General features: G+C 39.6%; 20 protein-coding genes. 11 read left to right on the plus strand and 9 right to left on the minus strand.

Features of this window, described 5'->3' with window-relative positions; all coding sequences use genetic code 11:
• The first annotated feature begins 33 nt into the window (after positions 1-33).
• Positions 34-246, plus strand: coding sequence for a hypothetical protein (locus MMY79_RS03055; RefSeq protein ID WP_252611917.1), 213 nt, complete (start codon positions 34-36; stop codon positions 244-246).
• A gap of 269 nt (positions 247-515) precedes the next feature.
• Complete coding sequence (locus MMY79_RS03060) at positions 516-1,511, plus strand: DUF2804 domain-containing protein (RefSeq protein WP_252611919.1); 996 nt, start codon at positions 516-518, stop codon at positions 1,509-1,511.
• An 8-nt stretch (positions 1,512-1,519) separates the two neighbouring features.
• On the opposite strand, the gene MMY79_RS03065 is transcribed toward MMY79_RS03060, so the two are convergent.
• Complete coding sequence (locus MMY79_RS03065) at positions 1,520-2,395, minus strand: metal-dependent hydrolase (RefSeq protein ID WP_252611920.1); 876 nt, start codon at positions 2,393-2,395, stop codon at positions 1,520-1,522.
• Between the two features lie 120 nt (positions 2,396-2,515).
• Here MMY79_RS03065 and MMY79_RS03070 point away from each other — a divergent pair, with 120 nt between their 5' ends.
• From MMY79_RS03070 to MMY79_RS03090, 5 genes are all read left to right on the plus strand, one after another.
• Positions 2,516-3,565, plus strand: a complete 1,050-nt coding sequence (locus MMY79_RS03070) for an AraC family transcriptional regulator (protein WP_252611921.1) — start codon at positions 2,516-2,518, stop codon at positions 3,563-3,565.
• A 245-nt stretch (positions 3,566-3,810) separates the two neighbouring features.
• A complete protein-coding gene (trpA, locus tag MMY79_RS03075; protein WP_252611922.1) occupies positions 3,811-4,614 on the plus strand; it encodes a tryptophan synthase subunit alpha in 804 nt (267 codons plus the stop codon).
• On the plus strand, positions 4,611-5,507 hold the full coding sequence (gene accD, locus MMY79_RS03080) for an acetyl-CoA carboxylase, carboxyltransferase subunit beta (RefSeq protein ID WP_252611923.1): 897 nt from the start codon (positions 4,611-4,613) through the stop codon (positions 5,505-5,507). Before trpA ends, accD begins: the two co-directional genes overlap by 4 nt.
• Positions 5,504-6,790, plus strand: coding sequence for a bifunctional tetrahydrofolate synthase/dihydrofolate synthase (gene folC, locus MMY79_RS03085; RefSeq protein WP_252611925.1), 1,287 nt, complete (start codon positions 5,504-5,506; stop codon positions 6,788-6,790). The genes accD and folC overlap by 4 nt, the downstream gene beginning before the upstream one ends.
• Positions 6,781-7,839: an SPOR domain-containing protein gene (locus MMY79_RS03090; RefSeq protein WP_252611927.1), complete on the plus strand. Its 1,059-nt coding sequence runs from the start codon at positions 6,781-6,783 to the stop codon at positions 7,837-7,839. Before folC ends, MMY79_RS03090 begins: the two co-directional genes overlap by 10 nt.
• Positions 7,840-7,867: 28 nt before the next feature.
• Here the strand turns inward: MMY79_RS03090 and MMY79_RS03095 are convergent, their stop codons facing one another.
• The 3 genes from MMY79_RS03095 to MMY79_RS03105 all read right to left on the minus strand — a co-directional run bounded on the left by MMY79_RS03095 (position 7,868) and on the right by MMY79_RS03105 (position 10,135).
• Entirely contained in the window at positions 7,868-8,446 is a 579-nt protein-coding gene (locus MMY79_RS03095) for a dual specificity protein phosphatase family protein (RefSeq protein ID WP_252611930.1), read from the minus strand.
• Entirely contained in the window at positions 8,443-9,255 is an 813-nt protein-coding gene (locus MMY79_RS03100) for an MBL fold metallo-hydrolase (RefSeq protein ID WP_252611932.1), read from the minus strand. The genes MMY79_RS03095 and MMY79_RS03100 overlap by 4 nt, the downstream gene beginning before the upstream one ends.
• Positions 9,256-9,493: 238 nt before the next feature.
• The gene (locus MMY79_RS03105; RefSeq protein ID WP_252611934.1) at positions 9,494-10,135 is read right to left on the minus strand and encodes a peroxiredoxin; all 642 of its coding nucleotides are present in this window, start codon (positions 10,133-10,135) and stop codon (positions 9,494-9,496) included.
• Positions 10,136-10,541: 406 nt separating this feature from the next.
• On the opposite strand from MMY79_RS03105, the gene secA reads away from it, so the two are divergent.
• Together secA and MMY79_RS03115 are read left to right on the plus strand one after the other, a co-directional pair.
• Positions 10,542-13,262: a preprotein translocase subunit SecA gene (gene secA / locus MMY79_RS03110; protein ID WP_252611936.1), complete on the plus strand. Its 2,721-nt coding sequence runs from the start codon at positions 10,542-10,544 to the stop codon at positions 13,260-13,262.
• A 130-nt stretch (positions 13,263-13,392) separates the two neighbouring features.
• On the plus strand, positions 13,393-13,839 hold the full coding sequence (locus MMY79_RS03115; RefSeq protein ID WP_252611938.1) for a hypothetical protein: 447 nt from the start codon (positions 13,393-13,395) through the stop codon (positions 13,837-13,839).
• Between the two features lie 66 nt (positions 13,840-13,905).
• Here MMY79_RS03115 and MMY79_RS03120 read toward each other — a convergent pair whose 3' ends face one another.
• Together MMY79_RS03120 and MMY79_RS03125 are read right to left on the minus strand one after the other, a co-directional pair.
• Entirely contained in the window at positions 13,906-15,216 is a 1,311-nt protein-coding gene (locus tag MMY79_RS03120) for an MFS transporter (protein ID WP_252611940.1), read from the minus strand.
• A 133-nt stretch (positions 15,217-15,349) separates the two neighbouring features.
• Entirely contained in the window at positions 15,350-15,991 is a 642-nt protein-coding gene (locus tag MMY79_RS03125) for a hemolysin III family protein (RefSeq protein ID WP_252611942.1), read from the minus strand.
• 127 nt (positions 15,992-16,118) lie between these two features.
• Between MMY79_RS03125 and MMY79_RS03130 the strand changes: the two genes are divergently transcribed.
• Complete coding sequence (locus MMY79_RS03130; RefSeq protein WP_252611944.1) at positions 16,119-17,330, plus strand: SAM-dependent methyltransferase; 1,212 nt, start codon at positions 16,119-16,121, stop codon at positions 17,328-17,330.
• A gap of 12 nt (positions 17,331-17,342) precedes the next feature.
• On the plus strand, positions 17,343-17,762 hold the full coding sequence (locus MMY79_RS03135; RefSeq protein ID WP_252611946.1) for a GNAT family N-acetyltransferase: 420 nt from the start codon (positions 17,343-17,345) through the stop codon (positions 17,760-17,762).
• A gap of 29 nt (positions 17,763-17,791) precedes the next feature.
• Here MMY79_RS03135 and MMY79_RS03140 read toward each other — a convergent pair whose 3' ends face one another.
• From MMY79_RS03140 to MMY79_RS03150, 3 genes are all read right to left on the minus strand, one after another.
• Positions 17,792-18,652 carry a patatin family protein gene (locus MMY79_RS03140; protein WP_252611948.1) on the minus strand — a complete coding sequence of 287 codons (861 nt, stop codon included), beginning with the start codon at positions 18,650-18,652 and terminating at the stop codon, positions 17,792-17,794.
• Between the two features lie 15 nt (positions 18,653-18,667).
• Positions 18,668-18,922 carry a hypothetical protein gene (locus MMY79_RS03145; protein ID WP_252611951.1) on the minus strand — a complete coding sequence of 85 codons (255 nt, stop codon included), beginning with the start codon at positions 18,920-18,922 and terminating at the stop codon, positions 18,668-18,670.
• 164 nt (positions 18,923-19,086) lie between these two features.
• A complete protein-coding gene (locus tag MMY79_RS03150; protein WP_252611954.1) occupies positions 19,087-21,222 on the minus strand; it encodes a 3-hydroxyacyl-CoA dehydrogenase NAD-binding domain-containing protein in 2,136 nt (711 codons plus the stop codon).
• Positions 21,223-21,227 lie beyond the last annotated feature (5 nt).

The following is a 21,227-nucleotide window of genomic DNA, read 5'->3' on the forward strand; positions in this document are numbered from 1 at the left end:
GTGACTCAACATAAGCTCTTTGGAGTAATAAAAATGGGTCTTTTAGACGAAGTAGGTAAAATTGCTGGTGCAATTATCGCGGAACAAGGCGTCGATAAATTAGATCCAGATGCAGGTTTTCTAGAAAAAGCAGCAGGTGCTTTTGCAGGCTATGAAGCCGCAAAGATCGCTGAAAAAAAATTGGAAAATCAGGATAGTAATGAGCAAGAATCAGAGTCTGAGCAAGCGAGTGATGATGACGCTTAACTTTTAGAAATTGAATTATGCTTACATTATGAGTTGAATTTTAATTTTATTGATGAGTCAGTCAAAGCTGTTTAAACAGGCTCTCAAAGAGTTTAAATGGTTGTATATAGATTTAGGCAGATATTAGAAAAAAGAGTATATTCACTATGCTCTTTTTTTATTGTTAATATAAAAGTCATTTGAAGATCAAGCAGATGTGGTAGCCAATTGGTCACTGAACAGTCTATTATTATTGAATAGATGGATAGGAAATCACTGGATAATAAATAATGGATTTAATTCAAGAAAATGGACAGCCTCGTTACGGGCGTTTTGAATCTGTACCGTCCACCATTCATGTACAACATTATATTTATAAAACGCCTTATGGTAAGGTCCTTAAAGGCTGGCGTAAGCAATTAAAATATAAAAAATTTAAATTCTGCGGTATTCAACACAAACACTATAGTATTGGTTTAGCGATTGCAGATATCGGTTGGGTCGGGCACGGTTTTTTCTATATTTATGATCATGAAACTCAGCAGGTCATTGAGTGGAATGCAATTCAGCCTTTGGGGCATAAAACCTATCTAGATGAACAGCCGTTGTTTAATCAAAGCTATTTTTCTAAATCGCCTTATCAGTTTGATATCCAGCATGCCAATGGTGTGCGGTACATTCGAGTCACTAAATATGGTGAGATTCAACTTAGTGCTCGGATTTTTTGTGCTGGAACCGATATATTAAGTTTATGTACACCGACAGGAATTAACGGTTGGACCTATACCCAAAAGCAGACCACATTGGCTGTAGAGGGGATGTTTATGAATAAACAAAATCAAGTCGTCCAATTTGATGAAAAGACATTTGCATCTTTAGATGATACATGTGGTTTTTTGCGACCTGAAACGGCTTGGTTCTGGCTTTCATGTAACTTCTGGGATGAGCAAGGGCGGCGTATTGGTTTAAATTTATCTTCAGGGGTTAATGAAAGCTTTGGTAATGAAAATTGCTTATGGGTGAATGGGGTTTTATTTCCACTGACTGATGTTTTATTTGAAAAAGTAAATGATGAACTTTGGAAAATTAGCTCTCTAGATCAAAAGCTTAATCTACAGGTTCATATTGGTTGGTGTAGATATGAAAATATTAATTTGAGAATGATTGGGAGCCAGTTCAATCAGTGGCAAGCTAAAATTAGTGGCACGATTGAATATGAGGCGACCGATATAATCAATTGCAATGAACAATATGGTTTATTAGAACAACATTATGCAAAATGGTAACAAGCAGGTTATAAACCTGCTTGCCAAAATGCTTCACCAGCTGCAATAGGATCATTCGTCTTTTCGAGTGTTTCAATCCAAACTGGGTATTGATGAATGACTGGATGCTGACTTGGATGAAAATCTTTTTTAAACCAATCTAAATATTGGCTTTTCATAGCAGTTAATGTGCCATTTTTACCAAAGAACCAAGGTAAACCTTTAAGACTCATCAAGAGTCTTTCTCTAGAACTAAAGCCATCACATTTCAACATGATGTTGGTGCGATAGAGCGTAAAACCAAACATAAGTACTGTCGTAAGAACCAATACAAATCGACGAGTCGACTCAGGAACCTCACCCACTTGTTTCATGACATCAAAAGCAACATCACGATGCTCCATTTCTTCAATGGCATGCCAAGCAAACAGTGCTCGAACATATGGGTGGGCATTTTCCAAAGTTTTTTTATTGCTATAAAACGTTTCTGCCATTAATGCTGTTAAATGTTCAGCTGCTGCCGTCATTGCAATATTGTATTGCGGTGAGCGTTTGGTGAGTTCAAAACGGAAAATTCTTTTTAGTGTAGCTGTGAATTGGTCAACAGGCATACCTTGTTCTTTCATGAGCTGATTCATTTTGTCATGAGCAATACCGTGTTGAGCTTCTTGTTTTATAAAGTCCACAACTCGTTTTTGTAGTTCTGGATCATCAATTTTGTCACGGAACATACGAACACATTCGATAAAATAACGCTCTCCATCAGGAAAGGTTAAGCTGAGTGCATCAAACATACGAGTCAAAAAAGGATCATTATTAAACCAAAAGCGAGGCGCTTCGTTTAAATGAAAATCTAGATCTTTACGAACCACTGGCTCGACCTGATAAGAAACATGTGCGTTCATATTTTATTTCTCGCATCTAACTTGTTCACTAGTATGTCGCGACTGGTCGGCTTTGTTTTGACAGTTATTGCCAATTTTTATACAGTTTGCGACAAGATGGCAGTAAAAAAAGGATGAGCCATGCAGGATTTTACGATTTCAAATGGTTATTTTTACTTGTGGAATACTTACTTAAAAGAAAGGGAAATAGACTGGCAGGCATTAAATCTGACAGATGTTCAGGAGCGTCAAGTTCAAAATATTTTAGCTTCGTCTATTGATGCTCAATCATCTTTAACTTTTTTTCTTGAGCTTTTAGAGCTAACTGAATCCCAGCTACAAGTTTCTAATTTAGCTTTGGAAATGGCCACTTGCATTACCCCTGCCAATTTTGGAGTGTTAGGTTATATGGCATCCCGAAGTGGTAGTTTTGCGGAGGTTCTTGAATATATTATGAAGTTTCATCGTCTGGTGATTGACGGTGAGCAAGTGGTGCCTATGCAAATTGAGCAAGATGCTTCTAAAATTCGCTTGTATTGGCCGTTGGTTGATGACAGCAATATCATCCTTTGTGAACTGACTTTGGCAGCGATGGTACAGCTTGCTAAACAGATAGCCCCACTTCATGATTTTCTCTTGCAACAAGTTGAGTTCGTGCACCGTGCACGTGGTCCGTTAGTGCACTATCAGCGGTTTTTTCAATGCAAATTATCATTTGAAAAACCTTACTATGCATTAACTTTTGCAAGTGAGGGGCTAAGTATTCGCCCTCAGCATGCAGACCCAACCTTAATGCAACTTTTAGTGAAACAGGCAGAAGAAGCATTAGCTCAGCGTAAAATACATACAGATTTAGCTCAGCAAATACATTGGATCGTCCATGAATATTTTAAGCAAAGGCAGCAGGCCCCTAAAATAGAAGATATTGCCATCGAGTTGAATATTTCAGTGCGAAGCTTGCAGCGCCAGCTACAGTCATTAAACACTTCATTTAAATTAATTTTAGATGCGGAGCGTATGAGGCGCTGTGAGATATTACTCAACCAAAATGCAAGCCTCACTTTAATTGCTGAACAATTAGGATATTCGGACCAGTCGGCACTTGCACGCGCCCATAAAAATTTGACAGGGCAAACCTTGCTAACCAGAAAAAAACAATTACAGCTAACAAATAAAAATGCAGTGAAATAGCATTTTTTGGCGATTTTCTATGCAGATGACGATCTAATAATGGTTCGAAAATAGGAAGCTTTGATCATTGAGAAAAGTTTCAAAATATTGATAAATGTACGCCATGGGTTGTATGAATCATATAATCGAATATCGCCATAACGTTAGACCTGTTCAATGGACAAAAAATAGCGTTAAAATGCGATGTTCTTGTATTTCTACAAACAACTCCTCAATTTTAAATAATTCAAGGAAAGCACAACCCTATGTCACGTCTTGCCACCCGTTTTGAAAAGCTTAAGTCCCAACAACGTAAAGCGCTTGTATCTTATGTTATGGCGGGTGATCCACAACCGCAAGTAACAGTTCCGTTACTGCATAAAATGGTTGCGGCAGGAGTAGATGTCATTGAGCTTGGTTTACCATTTTCAGATCCAATGGCCGATGGTCCCGTAATTGCGCTTGCAGCTGAACGTGCGCTTGCAGCAGGGACTAACACATTAGATGCTCTTAATATGGTAAAGGAGTTTCGTGAACAGGATCAGGACACACCTGTTGTTTTAATGGGTTATCTAAATCCGGTTGAAGTGATTGGTTACGAGAAGTTTGTTTCTCATGCGAAACAGTGTGGTGTAGATGGCTTATTACTGGTGGATTTACCGCCAGAAGAGTCAAAAGAGTTTGCTGCTGTGTTGAAGCAACATGACATGGATCAAATCTTCTTACTCGCGCCAACTTCTACAGACCAACGCATTCAACATGTGGCAAATCAGGCAAGTGGATTTATCTACTATGTTTCACTCAAGGGTGTAACGGGAGCCGCAACACTAGATACGGCAGAAGCTGCTGCACGTATTCAAAAAATCAAAAATGCCACTGATATTCCAGTAGGTGTTGGTTTTGGTATTAGTGATGCCGCTTCAGCAAAAGCAATGGGTAGCGTTGCTGATGCTGTGATTGTAGGTAGTGCTTTCGTTAAAAATTTTGCAACGTTGGCAGCGGATGACGCTGTTGAACAGACGGTGAATAAAGTCAAGGAGCTTCGAGCCGCGCTCGATGAGTTAGTATGAATCAAGAAGTGAAATCAGGGAAAGTTCTTAGCCCTTCGACCCCATGGACAAAACGTCCGGTTCCAGGTATTGAAGTCGCAAACGAGCAACAAATTCTCAAAGCAACATTTACTGAGCCAACGATTGAATGCCCTGAATGTCATGCTCTAGTGACACGTACAGCAATCTCTTTCAATGCATATGTTTGTCCGCAGTGTGATGAACACTTACGTATGAAAGCTCGTGATCGTTTGAACTGGTTCTTCGACAATGTAGTAGCAGAATTAGGACAAGAGTTTAGCGCGAAAGATCCGTTAAAGTTTGTCGACACCAAGCCATATCCAGATCGTATGCGTGAAGCGCAAAGTAAAACTGGTGAAACAGAAGCTCTAATTGCAATGCAAGGCAATTTAAATGGCGTAGATATGATTGCATGTGCTTTTGAGTTCGACTTTATGGGCGGCTCTATGGGTACTGTAGTGGGCGACCGTTTTGTTCAGGCTGCTGAACTTGCTATTGCAAAACGTCAACCATTGATCTGTTTCGCAGCTTCTGGTGGTGCACGTATGCAAGAAGGCATGTTGTCACTTATGCAAATGGCGCGTACTTCAGCAGCGATCCAAAGATTAAAAGATGCAGGCTTACCTTATATCGTAGTGTTAACACATCCAGTGTATGGTGGTGTAACTGCTTCTTTAGCAATGTTGGGTGATATTCATATTGCTGAACCTAAAGCGATGATCGGCTTTGCTGGTAAACGTGTAATTGAGCAAACTGTACGTGAAACATTGGAAGAGCCGTTCCAACGTGCAGAATATTTGCTTGATCATGGTGTAATCGATCAGATTGTTCATCGTCATGCTTTACGTGATACTGTATCTCGACTTGTATCGAAATTGATGAACTTACCTTGAATCAACAAGCTCCACTTTCAATAGACTCTTTAGATACATGGCTCAATTATTGGAGCCATGTTCACGTTACAGGGATAGATCTTGGTCTGGAACGTGTAATTCCTGTTGCAGAAAAGCTGGGTGTAACTCAGCCTACTGCTAAAGTTTTTACAGTAGCCGGAACGAATGGTAAAGGCTCAACTACAACCACACTAGCTGCTATCTTAAATGAGCAGGGTTGTAAAGTTGGGTTATATCAGTCGCCCCATATCTATCGCTTTAATGAGCGAGTTAAATTAGGTGGAGTCGAAGTCGATGATCAAAGTCTGATTGATGCTTTTGTTAAAGTCGATCAGGCTCGTCGCGATTGCGATTTGAGCTTATCTTTTTTTGAAGCAACCACTTTGGCTGCTTTTGTCATTTTTAAACAACAGCAATGTGATGTATGGGTGCTCGAAGTTGGTTTGGGCGGACGCTTAGATGTCGTCAATGTAATTGATCCCGACGTTGCAGTTATTACTAATATTGGCCTAGATCATACTGACTGGTTGGGCGATACCATCGAAAAAATTGCTTTTGAAAAAGCAGGCATTATTCGTCCAAATATTCCAGTTGTCTTTGCCGGCGAACAAATTCTACCTCAAGCAATTCAAGATAAAGCAGAAAGTACGCAAGCAGACTTATATACCGTTAATCGTGATTATTTTTATAAACTCGCCGATGATGGACAAAACTGGTACTTTGCCTCAGAAGGAACTACTTTAAAGCTTCCTTTAGGTCATTTAGCCATTGAAAATATTGCGGGAGCGGTTGCAGCTATTTTAAATAGCGGACTTGAGATTTCTCAGTCTGCTTTAGAAAAAGGTATTCGAGCTGCACGTTTAGCAGGGCGTTTTGAACAGCGTCAAGTTGAAGGAAAAACAGTAATTTTTGATGCCGGACACAATCCACATGGTGTTGAATTTTTGTTAAAGCAATTGCGAAATTTCTTAGAATACAATAAACAGTACACAGAAGTTGTCGCAGTATTTTCAATGCTGGCAGATAAAGATATAAAATCAGTAGTCGATTTATTGAAACCTACTGTTTTACATTGGAAAATTGCTGAGTTGAATGTGCCGCGTGCTGCACCGATTCAGCAACTCAATGATGCCTTGCAAGGTCAGACAGTACAACAATATGGCAATATCAAAGAGGCATTTAAATCAGCGCTTGAGCAAACAAATAACAATCAGCTGATTTTGGCCTGTGGTTCGTTTCATACTTTAGAAGCGATTTGGGAGTATTTGGAAGAATGTCAATGAATAACAAACAACGCTGGATGGGTGGTGTTGTTTTACTGGGAGGTGGTGTTTTATTGGCAGCATTACTTCTAAAAGGAAATGAGGAAATAAAACAGGTTGAAGTTCAACCACCCGCATCCACATCGCCAAAAACTCAAACTAAGCCAAAGCAAGCAACCGAAGGACAAATGGTACAACTACAACCTCTAGCGGTTGATGTTGAAACAGAAAAACGTTTGCTAGAAGAACAGCGCCGTTCGCGTGAAAAAGCGGTTGCTGAGCAAGAAGCACGTGCAGCTGAGTTTTTAGCCATGCAACAGCAAGCTGAAGCTGATGCTGCTCGTAAAGCCGCAGCAGAGTACGCTGCCATTAATGCACGTCGTACAGCTGCTCAAGAAAGTTCAGATAATATTCCACCAGAGTTAGTGGGGGACGCGAAAGCTAAAAACCAGCAAACTAATGCGGTGAATAAAACAACTAATACTTCAAAAATAGATGCAGACAAAAAAGCAGCTGAAGCAAAACGCCAAGCGGAAGCTGATAAGAAAGCAGCTGAAGCAAAACGTCAGGCAGAAGCTGATAAGAAAGCAGCTGAAGCAAAACGCCAAGCAGAAGCTGATAAGAAAGCAGCTGAAGCAAAACGTCAGGCAGAAGCTGATAAGAAAGCAGCTGAAGCAAAACGTCAGGCAGAAGCAGATAAGAAAGCGACTGAAGCAAAACACAAAGCAGAAGCAGATAAGAAAACATCAGAGGCTAAACGTAAAGCAGAAGCTGATAAAAAAGCTGATGCTGAAAAAGCACGTGAGCTGCTGGAAAATGGTGATAAAAAGTGGATGGTGCAAGTTGCATTGGCTGCTAACCAAGCAAATGCAGATTCAGTTGTTTCTAAATTACGAGCTAAAGGCTACAAGGTAACTACCAGCCAAACTAGCAAGGGAATCCGTATTATGGTAGGCCCTGCGAAAGACCGTGATACAGCAGATGCAGCCCGTAAGAAAATTACTTCTGATTCAAGTTTAAATATGAAATCGGCTTGGGTTATTGATTGGGTGCCATTAGATCAGCGTTAATCTGATCTAAGGTTTACTCAAGAGGTAGTTAAGATGGATTCGACAGTTGCTGTTGAATCCATTTTACATTCTCAGGTGTAAATAAACGGTCAATATTTTTCCAGATAATATGGTAGCCATAACCACCTTGCTTCATTTCTTTAACTGCATCATCAATTGCCCAATTCTCAAAAATAATTCGATACATCGCAACACTAGCTCCTGTACGGTCTGAACCATGGTAGCAATGCAATAAAACACGTTGATTATTCTGTTTAGCAATCTTAATTTGTTGCATGACTTCTAATAAATCTTGTCGGTCAATTGCCCATGTGTTGATAGGAATATGCACAAGATTAAAATTTTCATCTTTAAAAACTAAAGTATCTGCATCTTTGGCCCTTAAATTAATAATCGTTCCAATTTGATGGTTCTTTAATTCTGAAATCATTGCAGGACTCGGTTGTTCACTGCGAAAAACATCACTACTAATTTGATAAAAGTTATGGCTCTGAGAGACTAAAGTACCCCAGTCTTTTGGTCGTTGCTCATGAGCAATACTTTCATGCTGCATACATCCTTGTAAATTTATACAGATGAGAAGTGTGATGAGCGATAATTTTTTCATGTTTGATACCGATTAAGCTCATAAGGATCATGAGCACAAATTATTTCAATCGTTGGCTCATGTTGAGCTAAATGCTGTAAGCGTTTGAGATTAACAAGGCGTTGCTCATTATCTTCTGCAAATGTTTTTTCCAGCAGACTGAGCGATCTTAATTTATTTTTAGGGTTTAACTCTAGATGTGAGTAGTAAGCATCTCCACAAAATAATAACCATTGATTCTGTTGCTTTATCGCAATGCCACAATGACCAGCTGAATGCCCCAATAGAGGCACCATTAAAATTTCATCTTGAAACAGCGGAAAGCCTTTTACCTTTTCGAGATTAAACCATGCTTCACCTTGCTGGTATTCAACAAAGTTCCAGTAGCGATGATCTTTATATTGATTGGTTCTATAGCGAAGTTTACCCTTAAAATTTGGAAGTTGGGCTGCGTTATATTCTGCTGCTAAAACATGCACAGTGGCATGTGGAAAATCTGAAATTCCACCTGCATGATCAAAATCAAGATGAGTGACAAAGATGTGTTGTACATCCTTCGGATTAAACCCGAGCTTTTGAATTTGCTGAATGGCACTAAACTCAAGATTAGGCTCAATTTTGCCTAAACGCTTAACTAATGAGCCTAGGCGCTGTTTCATATGTAAATAATCTTGCAAGCCAAAGCCTGTATCGATAAGTACTAAGCCTCGATCAGTTTCAACCAGAAGGCAATGACAGACGACCTCAGCCCGGAAGCCTTTTTGTCCAAAGAGTGGGGCACAAACTGGGCACATGCTGCCACACTTTAAATGATGAATTTTATAGATCATGATTTTTATTTTTTATACCGAATCGCTTCGAGTTATAACTGATCTGAGCAGTAAAAACCATGTGTATTCAATACATAAATAAAAAAGCCATCGCGTTGGATGACTTTTTAAGGGTGAAAAATTGATTTATTTTGCTTAGGATTTACTACGCGCTTTGCTTGTCTTGTATCCAACTTTTCGAATGCTTGCCTACGCGCTTCGCTTGTCTTGCGCTTCGATTAAAGCCTTTTTAAAGGCTTTAATCTTGCTCAGGCTGTGGCGTGAGGCGTAAATATGGTTTAACCGCTGTATAGCCTTTAGGGAAGCGCTGTTTAATCTCTTCTTCATCTTTAAGTGATGGCACAATAACGACATCTTCACCTTGCTGCCAGTTCGCTGGTGTAGCGACTTTATGCTTGTCAGTTAATTGCAATGAGTCAACAACGCGCAAGACTTCATTAAAATTTCGGCCTGTTGAAGCAGGGTAGGTAATAATTAAGCGAACTTTTTTATTAGGATCAATAATCACCAAAGAACGCACTGTGAGTGTTTCACTGGCATTAGGATGGATGAAACCATAAAGCTCAGATACTTTACGATCTTTATCTGCAATGATTGGAAAATTTACCGTTGTGTTTTGTGTTTCATTAATATCATTGATCCAGCCCTTATGAGACTCTACATCGTCTACGGACAAAGCAATCGCTTTAACATTACGCTTCGTAAATTCATCTTTTAATTTTGCTGTGTAACCTAACTCTGTTGTACATACTGGCGTATAGTCAGCTGGATGTGAAAATAAGATTCCCCAACTATCTCCTAGAAAATCATAAAAATGAATAATGCCTTCGCTCGATTCTTGTTGAAAATCGGGGGCAGTGTCTCCTAATCGTAGTGTCATGATATTTCCTCAATTGCTCATAATTTGTTATTCGATTGAATGAATATGCAGCATTTACTTTATGATTAAAATTATTGTTTTTGTATTTTATTATGAATTTTTTATATAAGTGTAAATATATATAACTAAAACTCACTATTTTAAGTGCTTAATCAATGTAACTTTAAGGTAAATTTGCTAAATTAGATTTCTCGGAAGTTATGCTTAATAGATGAGCGTTAATGGTGCATTTTTAGGTGCCAAACACATTAAGGGGGACTAGATGAATGAAATACCATTCATCTAACTATCAGATTTTTTTTAGGGGTTTTGTGCAAACCCCTTGTACTTCAAATTTCTGGCACCATAATAAACGACTGAGAAAAAGTTTATTCATTTGACCAAGCAAGATTTAGAGAGTTTATCCATGTTGGCAAGTCTGATCGGAGGTATCTTCGGTACAAAAAATGAGCGTGAACTCAAACGCATGCGCAAAATTGTTGAGCAAATCAATGCGCTCGAGCCGACGATATCAGCTTTAAGCGATGCAGACTTATCTGCAAAAACTCCAGAATTCAAACAACGTTATAATAATGGCGAAAGTTTAGATAAATTACTTCCAGAAGCGTTTGCAGTTTGTCGTGAAGCAGCCAAACGTGTAATGGGCATGCGTCACTATGACGTTCAGCTTATTGGTGGTATTACCTTACATGAAGGTAAAATTGCTGAAATGCGTACCGGTGAAGGTAAAACCCTGATGGGTACTTTGGCGTGTTATTTAAACGCATTAAGTGGTGAAGGCGTTCATGTTATTACGGTGAACGATTATTTGGCACAGCGTGATGCTGAGTTGAACCGCCCATTATTTGAATTTTTGGGTTTATCTATTGGTACAATCTATTCAATGCAAGGTCCGTCTGAAAAAGCGGAAGCTTATCTTGCTGATATTACCTATGGTACCAATAACGAATTCGGTTTTGACTACTTACGTGACAACATGGTGTTTTCTTTAGCAGAAAAGAAACAACGTGGTTTGCACTATGCGATTATCGATGAAGTTGACTCAATCTTGATTGATGAAGCACGTACGCCATTAATTATCTCTGGTCAAAGTGAAGACTCTTCGCATCTATATTCTGCAATTAATTCGATTCCCCCTAAATTACATCCACAAAAAGAAGAGAAAGTGGCAGATGGTGGGCATTTCTGGATTGATGAAAAGCAGCGTTCAGTTGAAATGACCGAAGTTGGTTATGAAACTGTTGAGCAAGAACTTATTCAGATGGGCTTGTTGGCTGAAGGTGAAAGCCTATATTCAGCAACGAATCTAAGCCTTGTTCATCATGTGTCTGCGGCTATTCGCGCACATTTCTTATTCCAACGCGATGTTCACTATATTATTCACGATGGTGAAGTCGTGATTGTTGATGAACATACTGGCCGTACAATGCCGGGTCGTCGTTGGTCAGAAGGTTTGCATCAAGCAGTTGAAGCGAAAGAAGGGTTGGAAATTCAGCCTGAAAACCAGACTTTAGCGACCACAACATTCCAGAATTATTTCCGTCTATATAAAAAGCTTTCAGGTATGACAGGTACTGCTGATACTGAAGCTGCGGAAATGAAAGAAATTTATGGCCTTGATGTTGTGATTATTCCAACTCATCGCCCAATGGTACGTAATGACCAAAACGATTTAATTTATTTAAACCGTAACGGTAAATACGATGCGATTATTCAGGAAATTACGAATATTCGTGAGCAAGGTGTTGCACCAATTCTGATTGGTACAGCGACCATTGAAGCCAGTGAAATTTTATCTTCTAAGTTAATGCAAGCTGGTATTCACCACGAAGTGTTGAATGCAAAACAACATGAGCGTGAAGCTGACATTATTGCTCAGGCGGGTAGCCCGAATGCAGTAACGATTGCAACTAACATGGCTGGTCGTGGTACGGACATTATCTTGGGTGGTAACTGGAAAGCAAAACTTGCCAAACTTGAAAACCCTACTGCTGAAGATGAAGCACATCTGAAAGCACAATGGGAACAAGACCACGAAGATGTATTGAAATCAGGTGGTTTGCACATCATTGGTTCTGAGCGCCATGAATCACGCCGTATTGATAACCAGTTACGTGGTCGTGCGGGCCGTCAGGGTGACCCTGGTGTTTCTCGTTTCTATTTGTCTCTTGAAGACGACCTTATGCGTATTTTCGCAGGTGATCGCGTAGTTGGAATGATGCGCGCGATGGGTCTGCAAGAAAATGAAGCGATTGAACACAAAATGGTGAGTCGTTCAATTGAGAATGCTCAGCGTAAAGTTGAAGCGCGTAACTTTGATATTCGTAAAAACTTATTGAAATACGATGATGTGAATAATGAACAACGTAAGATCATTTATTCACAACGTGATGAAGTTTTAGCTGAAAATACGTTAAAAGAATACGTTGAAGAAATGCATCATGAAGTGATGAAAGGCGTGATTGCTAACTTTATTCCACCAGAGTCAATTCATGACCAGTGGGATGTTGAAGGCTTAGAAAACGCTTTACGTATTGATTTGGGTATTGAGCTACCAATTCAAGAATGGTTAGACCAAGACCGTCGTCTAGATGAAGAAGGTTTAGTTGAGCGAATCAGTGATGAAGTGATTGAGCGTTATCGTCAGCGTCGTGCTCAAATGGGTGATGAATCAGCAGCAATGCTTGAACGTCACTTCGTTTTAAACTCTCTTGACCGTCATTGGAAAGATCACTTAGCTGCAATGGATTATTTGCGTCAAGGTATTCACTTACGTGGCTATGCGCAAAAGAACCCTGAACAGGAATACAAGAAAGAAGCTTTCAACCTGTTTGTAAATATGTTGAGCATTATTAAAACTGATGTTGTGACTGATTTGTCTCGTGTACATATCCCAACACCAGAAGAACTTGCAGAAATGGAAGCTCAACAGCAGCAGCAAGCTGAGTCGATGAAGCTTTCTTTTGAACATGATGATGTAGATGGTTTAACTGGCGAAGTTACACTTTCTCAAGAAACCATGAACGAGTCTGATGATCAGCAAGCTTTCCCTGTTCCAGAAAGCCGTAATGCACCATGCCCATGTGGTTCAGGGCTAAAATATAAGCAATGTCACGGTAAGATCTAATCTGCCTTCAAAAAAAAGCAGAACAATTGTTCTGCTTTTTTTATGTTTGTAGTAAGCCTGTGAATAATGTTTGCAGTTTTAAGCATTAAATGCTATTTACTTCTCATCCAGAGTGTATGTTGGAAAGACAATGAAAAAAGTATTACAACCTTTATTTTTAACTGTTCTTGCTGTGCCTAGTTTTGTTTTCGCAGCAGAAGCAGCTTCAGCCCCTCAAACGACAACGGTTGATAAAGTACTTGCAGCAAAAGGGCCAACTTCGGCTCAGGCTGTAGTGAAGCAAGAAAATACAACAGTGATTAGTCCGCGTACAGGCATTCGCTATACGTTGGGTAACACAGGTAATCGCCCAATTATTTTACAAACGACTGCGATTGCTCCGGCAAACTCAGCAAATATTAATCGTATTGTGGCAACTAACCCTGCTTTATCTGCGAAGAGCCAAGAGAAAGCTAAAGTTGCACTCATTGGTGAAGCTGCTGTTGCTGGGCCAGCTGCTGTTGCAGCAAGTAATGTAACAGCTCCTGCTGCTGTATCAAATAGCATTGCGCCTTCGAATCCAGCATCAATGAATTAATTCATATATGTATAAAAAAGCCAGTTCAATTTGAACTGGCTTTTTTATGAGGGTGCCTTTAAAACTTTAAATCTGATTATTTACATCATCATTTTTTGTTTCACGAATGAGTAAGAACGCGACAAGTGATAAAAGTGATGCTGCAGTAAGATAATAACCAACCGCATATAAACCATAAGTTTCAGCAAGCTTAGTTGCAATAAGTGGCGCAAATGATGCACCAAAAATGCCTGCTAAGTTAAACGTTAATGCTGAACCTGTGTAACGAACTGAGGTTGGGAAAAGTTCAGAAAGAACTGTGCCAATCGGACCATAGGTCAATCCCATAATCGCCAAGCCCGTACATAAGAAAAGGAAAACGATTAAGGTATTTCCAGACTCTAACATACTAGAGAAGAACAAGCCGAAAATTGCAGCAGCAATACAGACGCCAATTGAGGTTGTTTTACGACCAAACTTTTCTGCAAAAATAGCAGATAAAGGAATGAATGCAGCGAAGCAAAGTGTGGCAAAGAGTTGAAGTTCTAAGAACTCACCACGTGCATAGCCAAGCTTTGTGGTTCCCCAGTTTAAGGCAAATACGGTGGTAAGATAAAACACGACAAACGTGCAGATTGCTGCAATCGTGCCAAGAATAAGTTTACCTGTGTGTTTGGTTAAGACTTCTTTAAACGGAATATTTACTTCTTTTTGCTTATCTAAAACTTTTTGGAATGCTGGAGTTTCATGGAGTTTTAAACGGATATATAAGCCCACAATGACTAATACAGCGCTTGCAATAAATGGAATACGCCAGCCCCATTGCATGAATGCCTGCTCAGGAATAGTCGCACTCAATAATAAAAATGAACCAGTTGCCAAAATAAAGCCAATTGGAGCGCCGAGTTGCGGGAACATGCCATACCATGCTCTTTTCCCTTCAGGGGCATTTTCAGTTGCAAGTAATACCGCACCACTCCATTCACCACCTAATCCCAAACCTTGTCCTAAACGGCATAGGGCCAATAATAAGGGAGCAAAAATCCCAATTTGCGCATAGGTAGGAAGTAAACCAATACATACGGTTGAAATACCCATGGTCAGTAAAGCTGCAACCAATGTGGCTTTCCGACCAATACGGTCTCCTAAATGACCGAATATTGCTGCACCGATGGGGCGGGCAATAAAGGCAATCGCGAAGGTTGCTAAAGATTGTAAGACTGCGGCACTGCCACTACTAGCAGGGAAAAACAGGTGAGGAAAAATAAGAACGGCAGCAGTTGCATAGATATAAAAGTCGAAGAACTCAATGGTTGTACCGACTAAGCTTGCAAACAAAACCCGCATTTTTGAATTAGTGGCTACTGCTGGAGCAGCAGGCGCAGAGGTTGAATCCATATAAAACCTTATATCAGTTAAAATTTATTTTTAATTTACTATTCCTTTTAAAGATGTATTTTTCTAAAAGAATAGCGTGAAAGAACATCATCCATGACTCTTTCAGGATCACTGAATAAGAGTGAAAAATGAACTAAACTATGTACCAATAGATCGCAAGAAAATGTGCTCCTGCACCTAAAAGCACAAAAATGTGCCAGATCGCATGGGTATATCTTACCTTTTTTAACGCGTAAAACAATGCTCCAACCGTATAAGCTAATCCGCCAATAATCAAGAAAATCAATGCATCTTTACTTAAATAAGTGCGCATGTCATCCATAACAAACACGGCAAGCCATCCCATTAAAATATAAGCGAGCAAAGAAATTTTTTGAAAACGATGAATAAAAACTAACTTGAAAAGTGTACCAATTGCAGCGATGCCCCATAGTGCAATTAGCAGATAATGAGCTTTTGTAGTAGGAATTGCGATGCTTAAGAATGGGGTATAAGTTCCAGCAATTAAATAATAAATAGCTGTATGGTCAAGCTTCTTATACCAGTAGCGTAAATTTTGTGTTTGAGCAAAGTGATAGAGTGTTGAACTGGTGAAAACTAGAATGAGACTAAATGAGTAAACCCATAAACCCACCCATTGAGCAGTTGAAAGATAAGATCCCTTTATAATTAAAAAGATAGAAGCTATAACTGCCATAATAATACCAGCCCCATGGCTGTAGGCATTAAATAGTTCTTCTTTTGGATCGTAAGTTTCCAACATAGATTTACTCATAAGTTTAATTTTTTTGATTAAAAATACGAATGTATAGAAATACAAAACAGTCGTAAAGTTATTTTATTTTTAATCCTAGACCCTTTAAACTTCTATCTTATATGAGTCTTCATTTTTAGGTATATCCGTGTCGGTTTTCTCCTTTGAGCAAGAACAGCAATTCTTTCATGAAATCAAGCAAATGCTTGACCAACAAGCTTTTGAGCGTTTGATCTTGAGCCAATATAAAGGAGAGTTGGCTCAGCTGGAAAAAATTACTTTCCGCGTTGTAGAGCTACATGGACAAAAACAGCTTTCAGCTTTATACCATCATACTACCCAAGATATGACTAAAAACTATTCATTCGAAGATGGTTTGCAGCAGATTGAGCAGTTAATCATACAGTGTAAGCAAGCGAATTTATTTTCAACTAATCAAGAAATTCAACTTAAAAAAAATAAGAAAAAAGCGCTATTAAATATGGGTAAAAAGCAGGCAGTAAATGCGACCCAAACCGTTCAGACTCATGATCGTGAAAAGCAACGCTATGTACAGCAGGGCAATGCATTTTTAAAAGAGCTTGGTATTACCGATGAAAAAGGCCAAATCATTCCAAGCATGGCGCGTAAATGGAAACAGATTAATAAATTTATTGAAATCTTTGCGAGCGCTTATGAGCAAATTGATGCATCTCAACAAGAGTTACGCATTGTCGATTTTGGTTCGGGTAAAGGTTATTTAACTTTTGCTTTGTATGATTATTTACAAGAGCAGCAGAAAACACCGTTGATTACTGGAGTCGAATTGCGCCCGAATCTGGTTGAGTTTTGCCAGAATGTTGCAGACAAAGTGCATTTTAACCATTTAGACTTTTTTGAAGGTGACGTCCGTAGTTATCAGCCAGAAAAACTGGACGTTATGATTGCCTTACACGCGTGTGATATTGCAACTGACTTTGCCATTCATACTGGAATTCGTTTAAACGCTTCAATGATTATGTGCGCGCCGTGTTGTCACAAAGAGTTACGCCCTCAATTACATAGCCCAGAAGTTTTACAACCAATGCTACAGTTTGGTATTCATGCAGGGCAACAAGCCGAAATGCTGACCGATACTTTACGTGCGTTACTTTTAAAAGCGTATGGCTATGAAACTAAAGTTTTTGAGTTTGTATCGCTTGAACATACCAGCAAAAATAAAATGATTTTGGCGACGAAACGCAAAAATGTTTCTGAACCTGATACCAAGATTATGGTTCAAATCCAAGCATTGAAAGAAATGTATGGTATTAAAAAACAAACGTTGGAATTGCTATTGCAAGATCAGTTGCCGATCGAAAATATTGGCTGCAAGTGCTAGGACGGTGAGCGGATGTATAAAATTATAGTGGGTAGTTGGGAACAACTTGAGCAAGATGCGAAATACATCCGTGAGCTAGTCTTTATTCAAGAACAGGGAATTGCGGCTGAAGATGAATGGGATGATTTAGATGCCACAGTTTTGCATTTTATTGTTTATGACAAAGAGCAGCCTATCGCTACAGCACGTTTGTTGCCACAACATAGCGTAGGGCGTGTTGCTGTTTTAATGCCTTATCGAAAGCAAGGTATAGGTAAAATTCTAATGCAGCATATTATTGACTATGCACGTAGTCATAAACTGCCTCATTTAAAGCTTTCTGCGCAAACTTATGTGACAGCTTTTTACGAAGCTTTAGGTTTTAAAGTGCAGGGTGAAGTTTACGAAGACTGCGGTATTCCACATATAGATATGGTTTTAGAGTTAAATTGAGACTTCTTTTTAGAAATCTCAATTTAGATTTATTTCATTGCATTCCAGCTTTCAATTGCTTGCAGCCCTGTTTCTAAACCGACTTCATAGCTATAACGAAGCTTTTTAGGATTAGTACTTAAACGGCCAGCCATATTTTTAAGTGGCGGTGGGCAAACTTCTAAAATTTGCTGTTCTGGGTTTTGACCACGGACAAAATCGACCGAAGCGTTATAGCGAGCACAACGGCTACGTAAGCTATTTGCAAAACCATAGTGATGTTTAAATGCATATTTCGCGAGGAATTGATCACCTCGACTACTCGCCTTAAAGTAGTTTTTCGGGCGTGTGCGTAAAACCAATAGTTTTTTTACATCACTTTGCTGCGCCGTCCAGCGAACCGGTAGGGCATCTGCAACGCCACCATCAAAATAAGGTTCACCCATAATGTCGACAGGATGACGCGTTAAAACTGGAATTGAGCTAGAAGCACGAAGTGCATTTAGCAAATTATCTTTACCAGCACGAAGATATTCTGCATGACCTGTTTTGGCATGCGTCAACACCATATAAAAATCAGGATTTTTGGCAAAAAGACTCTGTTGGTCAAGCGGGTGCTCTTGCTCACCAATTTCCCACATCCATTTTAAATCAAGTAAATCACCGCCTTTGAAAAAGCGTTTGTAATCGATGAATTCAGGGCGGAGTGAGTGATCGACATAAAACGTTAGAGTGCGGCCTTGCTGGCCTGCCAAGTAGTTAGCCACATTGGTTGAACCAGACGATACACCAACGTATAAGTCAAAAGGATTGAACTGCTGTTGTAAAAATGCGTCAAGTACACCACTGGTAAAGGCACCACGCATGCCTCCACCCTCTACAACCAGTGCGTTGCGGGAAAAATCTGTCATTTGAAAAATATCTGATTACTGAGTTGAGTGCTTATGTTCTTGCATGTCCATTTCAGGCATATCATCATGTTGAGCGTGTTGCTCCGTAGAGTGTTCAGCTTTTTGCTGCATTTGCTCTTGTTGTGCTTTGCGCTGTGCTCCTGGCATATAGTCAGGTTCATTACTCATCGCTAAATAGAAAAAGCCAAGGAAAATCGTACTTAAAACACCAACGATCAGAACAAATTTCCAGCCTAGAACTGCTGACTCGGAAGAATTTTTATCGGACATAAGAATTTCTCGAATGTGCTGTAGAAGCACAAAAATGAAGTCTATTTATAGCATATTTAGGTGTGAGGCTGAAATCTTAAAGGTCATAAAGAAAAACCCATATAAATAAAATATATTTATATGGGCAAGGTTTATGCAGTTTTTAAATATTCAATAAGTCTAAGTTATTGAATATTTTGTTTCTGCTCAGCTTTGGTTTTTAGCAAAGTTGGAGGTGTAAAACGTTCACCATATTTTGCAGCTAACTCTTCAGCTCGTTTTTGTGCTTTATCAATACCATACTGATTTAGGAATTGAATCGCTCCACCCGTCCAAGGTGCATAACCAATTCCAAAAATAGAACCGACATTGGCATCAATTACAGACTCCAACACACCTTCTTCGTAACAACGTAAGGTATCTAAGGCCTGTACAAACAGAATGCGATCAATCATATCTTGTTCAGAAATATCATGATTTTTTTGCCAACGGTTCAAGCCTTCCCAAAGGTGCTTTTTACCATTTTCTGGATATTCATAGAAACCTGCACCAGCAGCTTTACCTTTACGGTTTAGCTCATGAATCATGGTGTGAACCACTTCATCTACAGAGGTTTTAGGTAGATCTTTACCTTCAGCTTGCAGAGCTTTTCGTGCCTCACTAGCAACATGTTCGGTTAATGTCAAAGACACTTCATCTTGAATGGCGAGTGGCCCAACAGGCATGCCTGCTTTAAGGGCAGCCATCTCAATACGTGCTGGGTGGACACCTTCTGCAAGCAAACGCATACCTTCTTGAATGAACGTACCAAACACACGACTCGTAAAGAAACCACGGCTATCATTGACAACAATCGGTGTTTTTCCAATTTGTTGTACGAAGTCGTAGGCTTTAGCAAGTGTCTCTGCAGAGGTATTTTTACCTTTAATGATCTCGACCAACTGCATTTTGTCGACAGGGCTAAAGAAATGCAGACCGATAAAAGCTTTATCATCCTTACTTGCTTGAGCTAAACCTGTAATTGGCAGGGTTGATGTATTTGATGCCATTACACCGTTGGCAGTTAGATATTGTTCCGCTTCTTGAGTGACTTTAGCTTTGAGTTCTTGGTTTTCAAATACCGCTTCAATAATTAAGTCACAGCCTTGAAGGTCTTGAGCTGAAGCTGTAGCCGTAATGAGAGATAAAACCTGATCACGTTTTTCTGCGGTCATACGGCCTTGTGAAACACGTTTATCAAGAAGCTTTTGTGAATAAGCTTTACCTTTCTCAGCATTTTCTGCAGATACATCTTTGAGGACAACTGGAATGCCTTTAATTGCGGTTGAATAGGCAATACCAGCACCCATCATGCCTGCACCTAATACACCAACTTTAGTCGCTTGCCATTTTGCCACATCGGCAGGGCGGCTAGCACCAGACTTAATTGCATTTAGACCATGCCAGAAAGTGCCGATCATGTTTTTAGAAATTTGACTTGTTGTAAGTTGGGTAAAGTAGCGAGACTCAATACGCAAAGCGGTATCGACATCGACTTGAGCGCCTTCAACTGCGGCAGCCATAATCGCTTCAGGGGCAGGGTAACAGCCTTTGGTTTTGTCTCTTAACATGGCTGGGGCAATTGCAAGAACTTGCGCAACTGCTGGAGTTTTTGGATCACCACCTGGGATTTTGTAGCCTTTCACATCAAAAGGTTGTTGAGATTTTGGATTCGCTTTTACCCATGCGATTGCTTTATCTAAAAGCTCTTGTTCATTTTCAGCAGTATCGTGAATTAAACCTAAAGATTTTGCTTTATCAACACCGAACTGTTTGCCTTCCATTAAAAATGGAAATGCATTTTGAAGCCCAAGCAGACGTACCATACGTACAATACCGCCGCCGCCTGGTAATAAGCCTAAAGTGACTTCTGGTAGGCCAAATTTGCTTTTCGGGTCATTAATTGCAATACGGTGATGGCAACTTAATGCGATTTCCCAACCACCGCCAAGTGCTGTGCTATTTAATGCAGCAACCACTGGAATTCCTAGGGTTTCAATTGTACGTAAATGACCTTTTAGTTTTTCAACCATATTAAAAAAGTCAGTTGCATGTTCTGGCTGAACTTGAATCAGCTCATCTAAATCACCGCCTGCAAAGAAAGTTTTTTTAGCCGAGCGGAAAATAACGCCTGAAAGTTCTGTTTCTGCTTTAAGTTTTTGTGTTGCTTCATCGAGCGAGTCACGAAACTCGGCATTCATGGTGTTTGCAGATTGACCAGTTGAATCAAGTGTTAAAATGACAATATTGTCGGCATTTTTTTCGTATTGAATTGCACTCATCTTTT

This window comes from Acinetobacter sp. XS-4, from assembly GCF_023920705.1.
Taxonomy (GTDB): Bacteria; Pseudomonadota; Gammaproteobacteria; order Pseudomonadales; family Moraxellaceae; genus Acinetobacter.

What these genes read in the sequence shown, in the direction of transcription:
- MMY79_RS03055 (WP_252611917.1), top strand. Translation starts at nt 34, where the DNA reads ATGGGTCTTTTAGACGAAGTAGGTAAAATTGCTGGTGCAATTATCGCG.
- MMY79_RS03060 (WP_252611919.1), top strand. Translation starts at nt 516, where the DNA reads ATGGATTTAATTCAAGAAAATGGACAGCCTCGTTACGGGCGTTTTGAA.
- MMY79_RS03065 (WP_252611920.1), bottom strand. Translation starts at nt 2,395, where the DNA reads ATGAACGCACATGTTTCTTATCAGGTCGAGCCAGTGGTTCGTAAAGAT.
- MMY79_RS03070 (WP_252611921.1), top strand. Translation starts at nt 2,516, where the DNA reads ATGCAGGATTTTACGATTTCAAATGGTTATTTTTACTTGTGGAATACT.
- trpA (WP_252611922.1), top strand. Translation starts at nt 3,811, where the DNA reads ATGTCACGTCTTGCCACCCGTTTTGAAAAGCTTAAGTCCCAACAACGT.
- accD (WP_252611923.1), top strand. Translation starts at nt 4,611, where the DNA reads ATGAATCAAGAAGTGAAATCAGGGAAAGTTCTTAGCCCTTCGACCCCA.
- MMY79_RS03090 (WP_252611927.1), top strand. Translation starts at nt 6,781, where the DNA reads ATGTCAATGAATAACAAACAACGCTGGATGGGTGGTGTTGTTTTACTG.
- MMY79_RS03095 (WP_252611930.1), bottom strand. Translation starts at nt 8,446, where the DNA reads ATGAAAAAATTATCGCTCATCACACTTCTCATCTGTATAAATTTACAA.
- MMY79_RS03100 (WP_252611932.1), bottom strand. Translation starts at nt 9,255, where the DNA reads ATGATCTATAAAATTCATCATTTAAAGTGTGGCAGCATGTGCCCAGTT.
- MMY79_RS03105 (WP_252611934.1), bottom strand. Translation starts at nt 10,135, where the DNA reads ATGACACTACGATTAGGAGACACTGCCCCCGATTTTCAACAAGAATCG.
- secA (WP_252611936.1), top strand. Translation starts at nt 10,542, where the DNA reads ATGTTGGCAAGTCTGATCGGAGGTATCTTCGGTACAAAAAATGAGCGT.
- MMY79_RS03115 (WP_252611938.1), top strand. Translation starts at nt 13,393, where the DNA reads ATGAAAAAAGTATTACAACCTTTATTTTTAACTGTTCTTGCTGTGCCT.
- MMY79_RS03120 (WP_252611940.1), bottom strand. Translation starts at nt 15,216, where the DNA reads ATGGATTCAACCTCTGCGCCTGCTGCTCCAGCAGTAGCCACTAATTCA.
- MMY79_RS03125 (WP_252611942.1), bottom strand. Translation starts at nt 15,991, where the DNA reads ATGAGTAAATCTATGTTGGAAACTTACGATCCAAAAGAAGAACTATTT.
- MMY79_RS03135 (WP_252611946.1), top strand. Translation starts at nt 17,343, where the DNA reads ATGTATAAAATTATAGTGGGTAGTTGGGAACAACTTGAGCAAGATGCG.
- MMY79_RS03140 (WP_252611948.1), bottom strand. Translation starts at nt 18,652, where the DNA reads ATGACAGATTTTTCCCGCAACGCACTGGTTGTAGAGGGTGGAGGCATG.
- MMY79_RS03145 (WP_252611951.1), bottom strand. Translation starts at nt 18,922, where the DNA reads ATGTCCGATAAAAATTCTTCCGAGTCAGCAGTTCTAGGCTGGAAATTT.
- MMY79_RS03150 (WP_252611954.1), bottom strand. Translation starts at nt 21,222, where the DNA reads ATGAGTGCAATTCAATACGAAAAAAATGCCGACAATATTGTCATTTTA.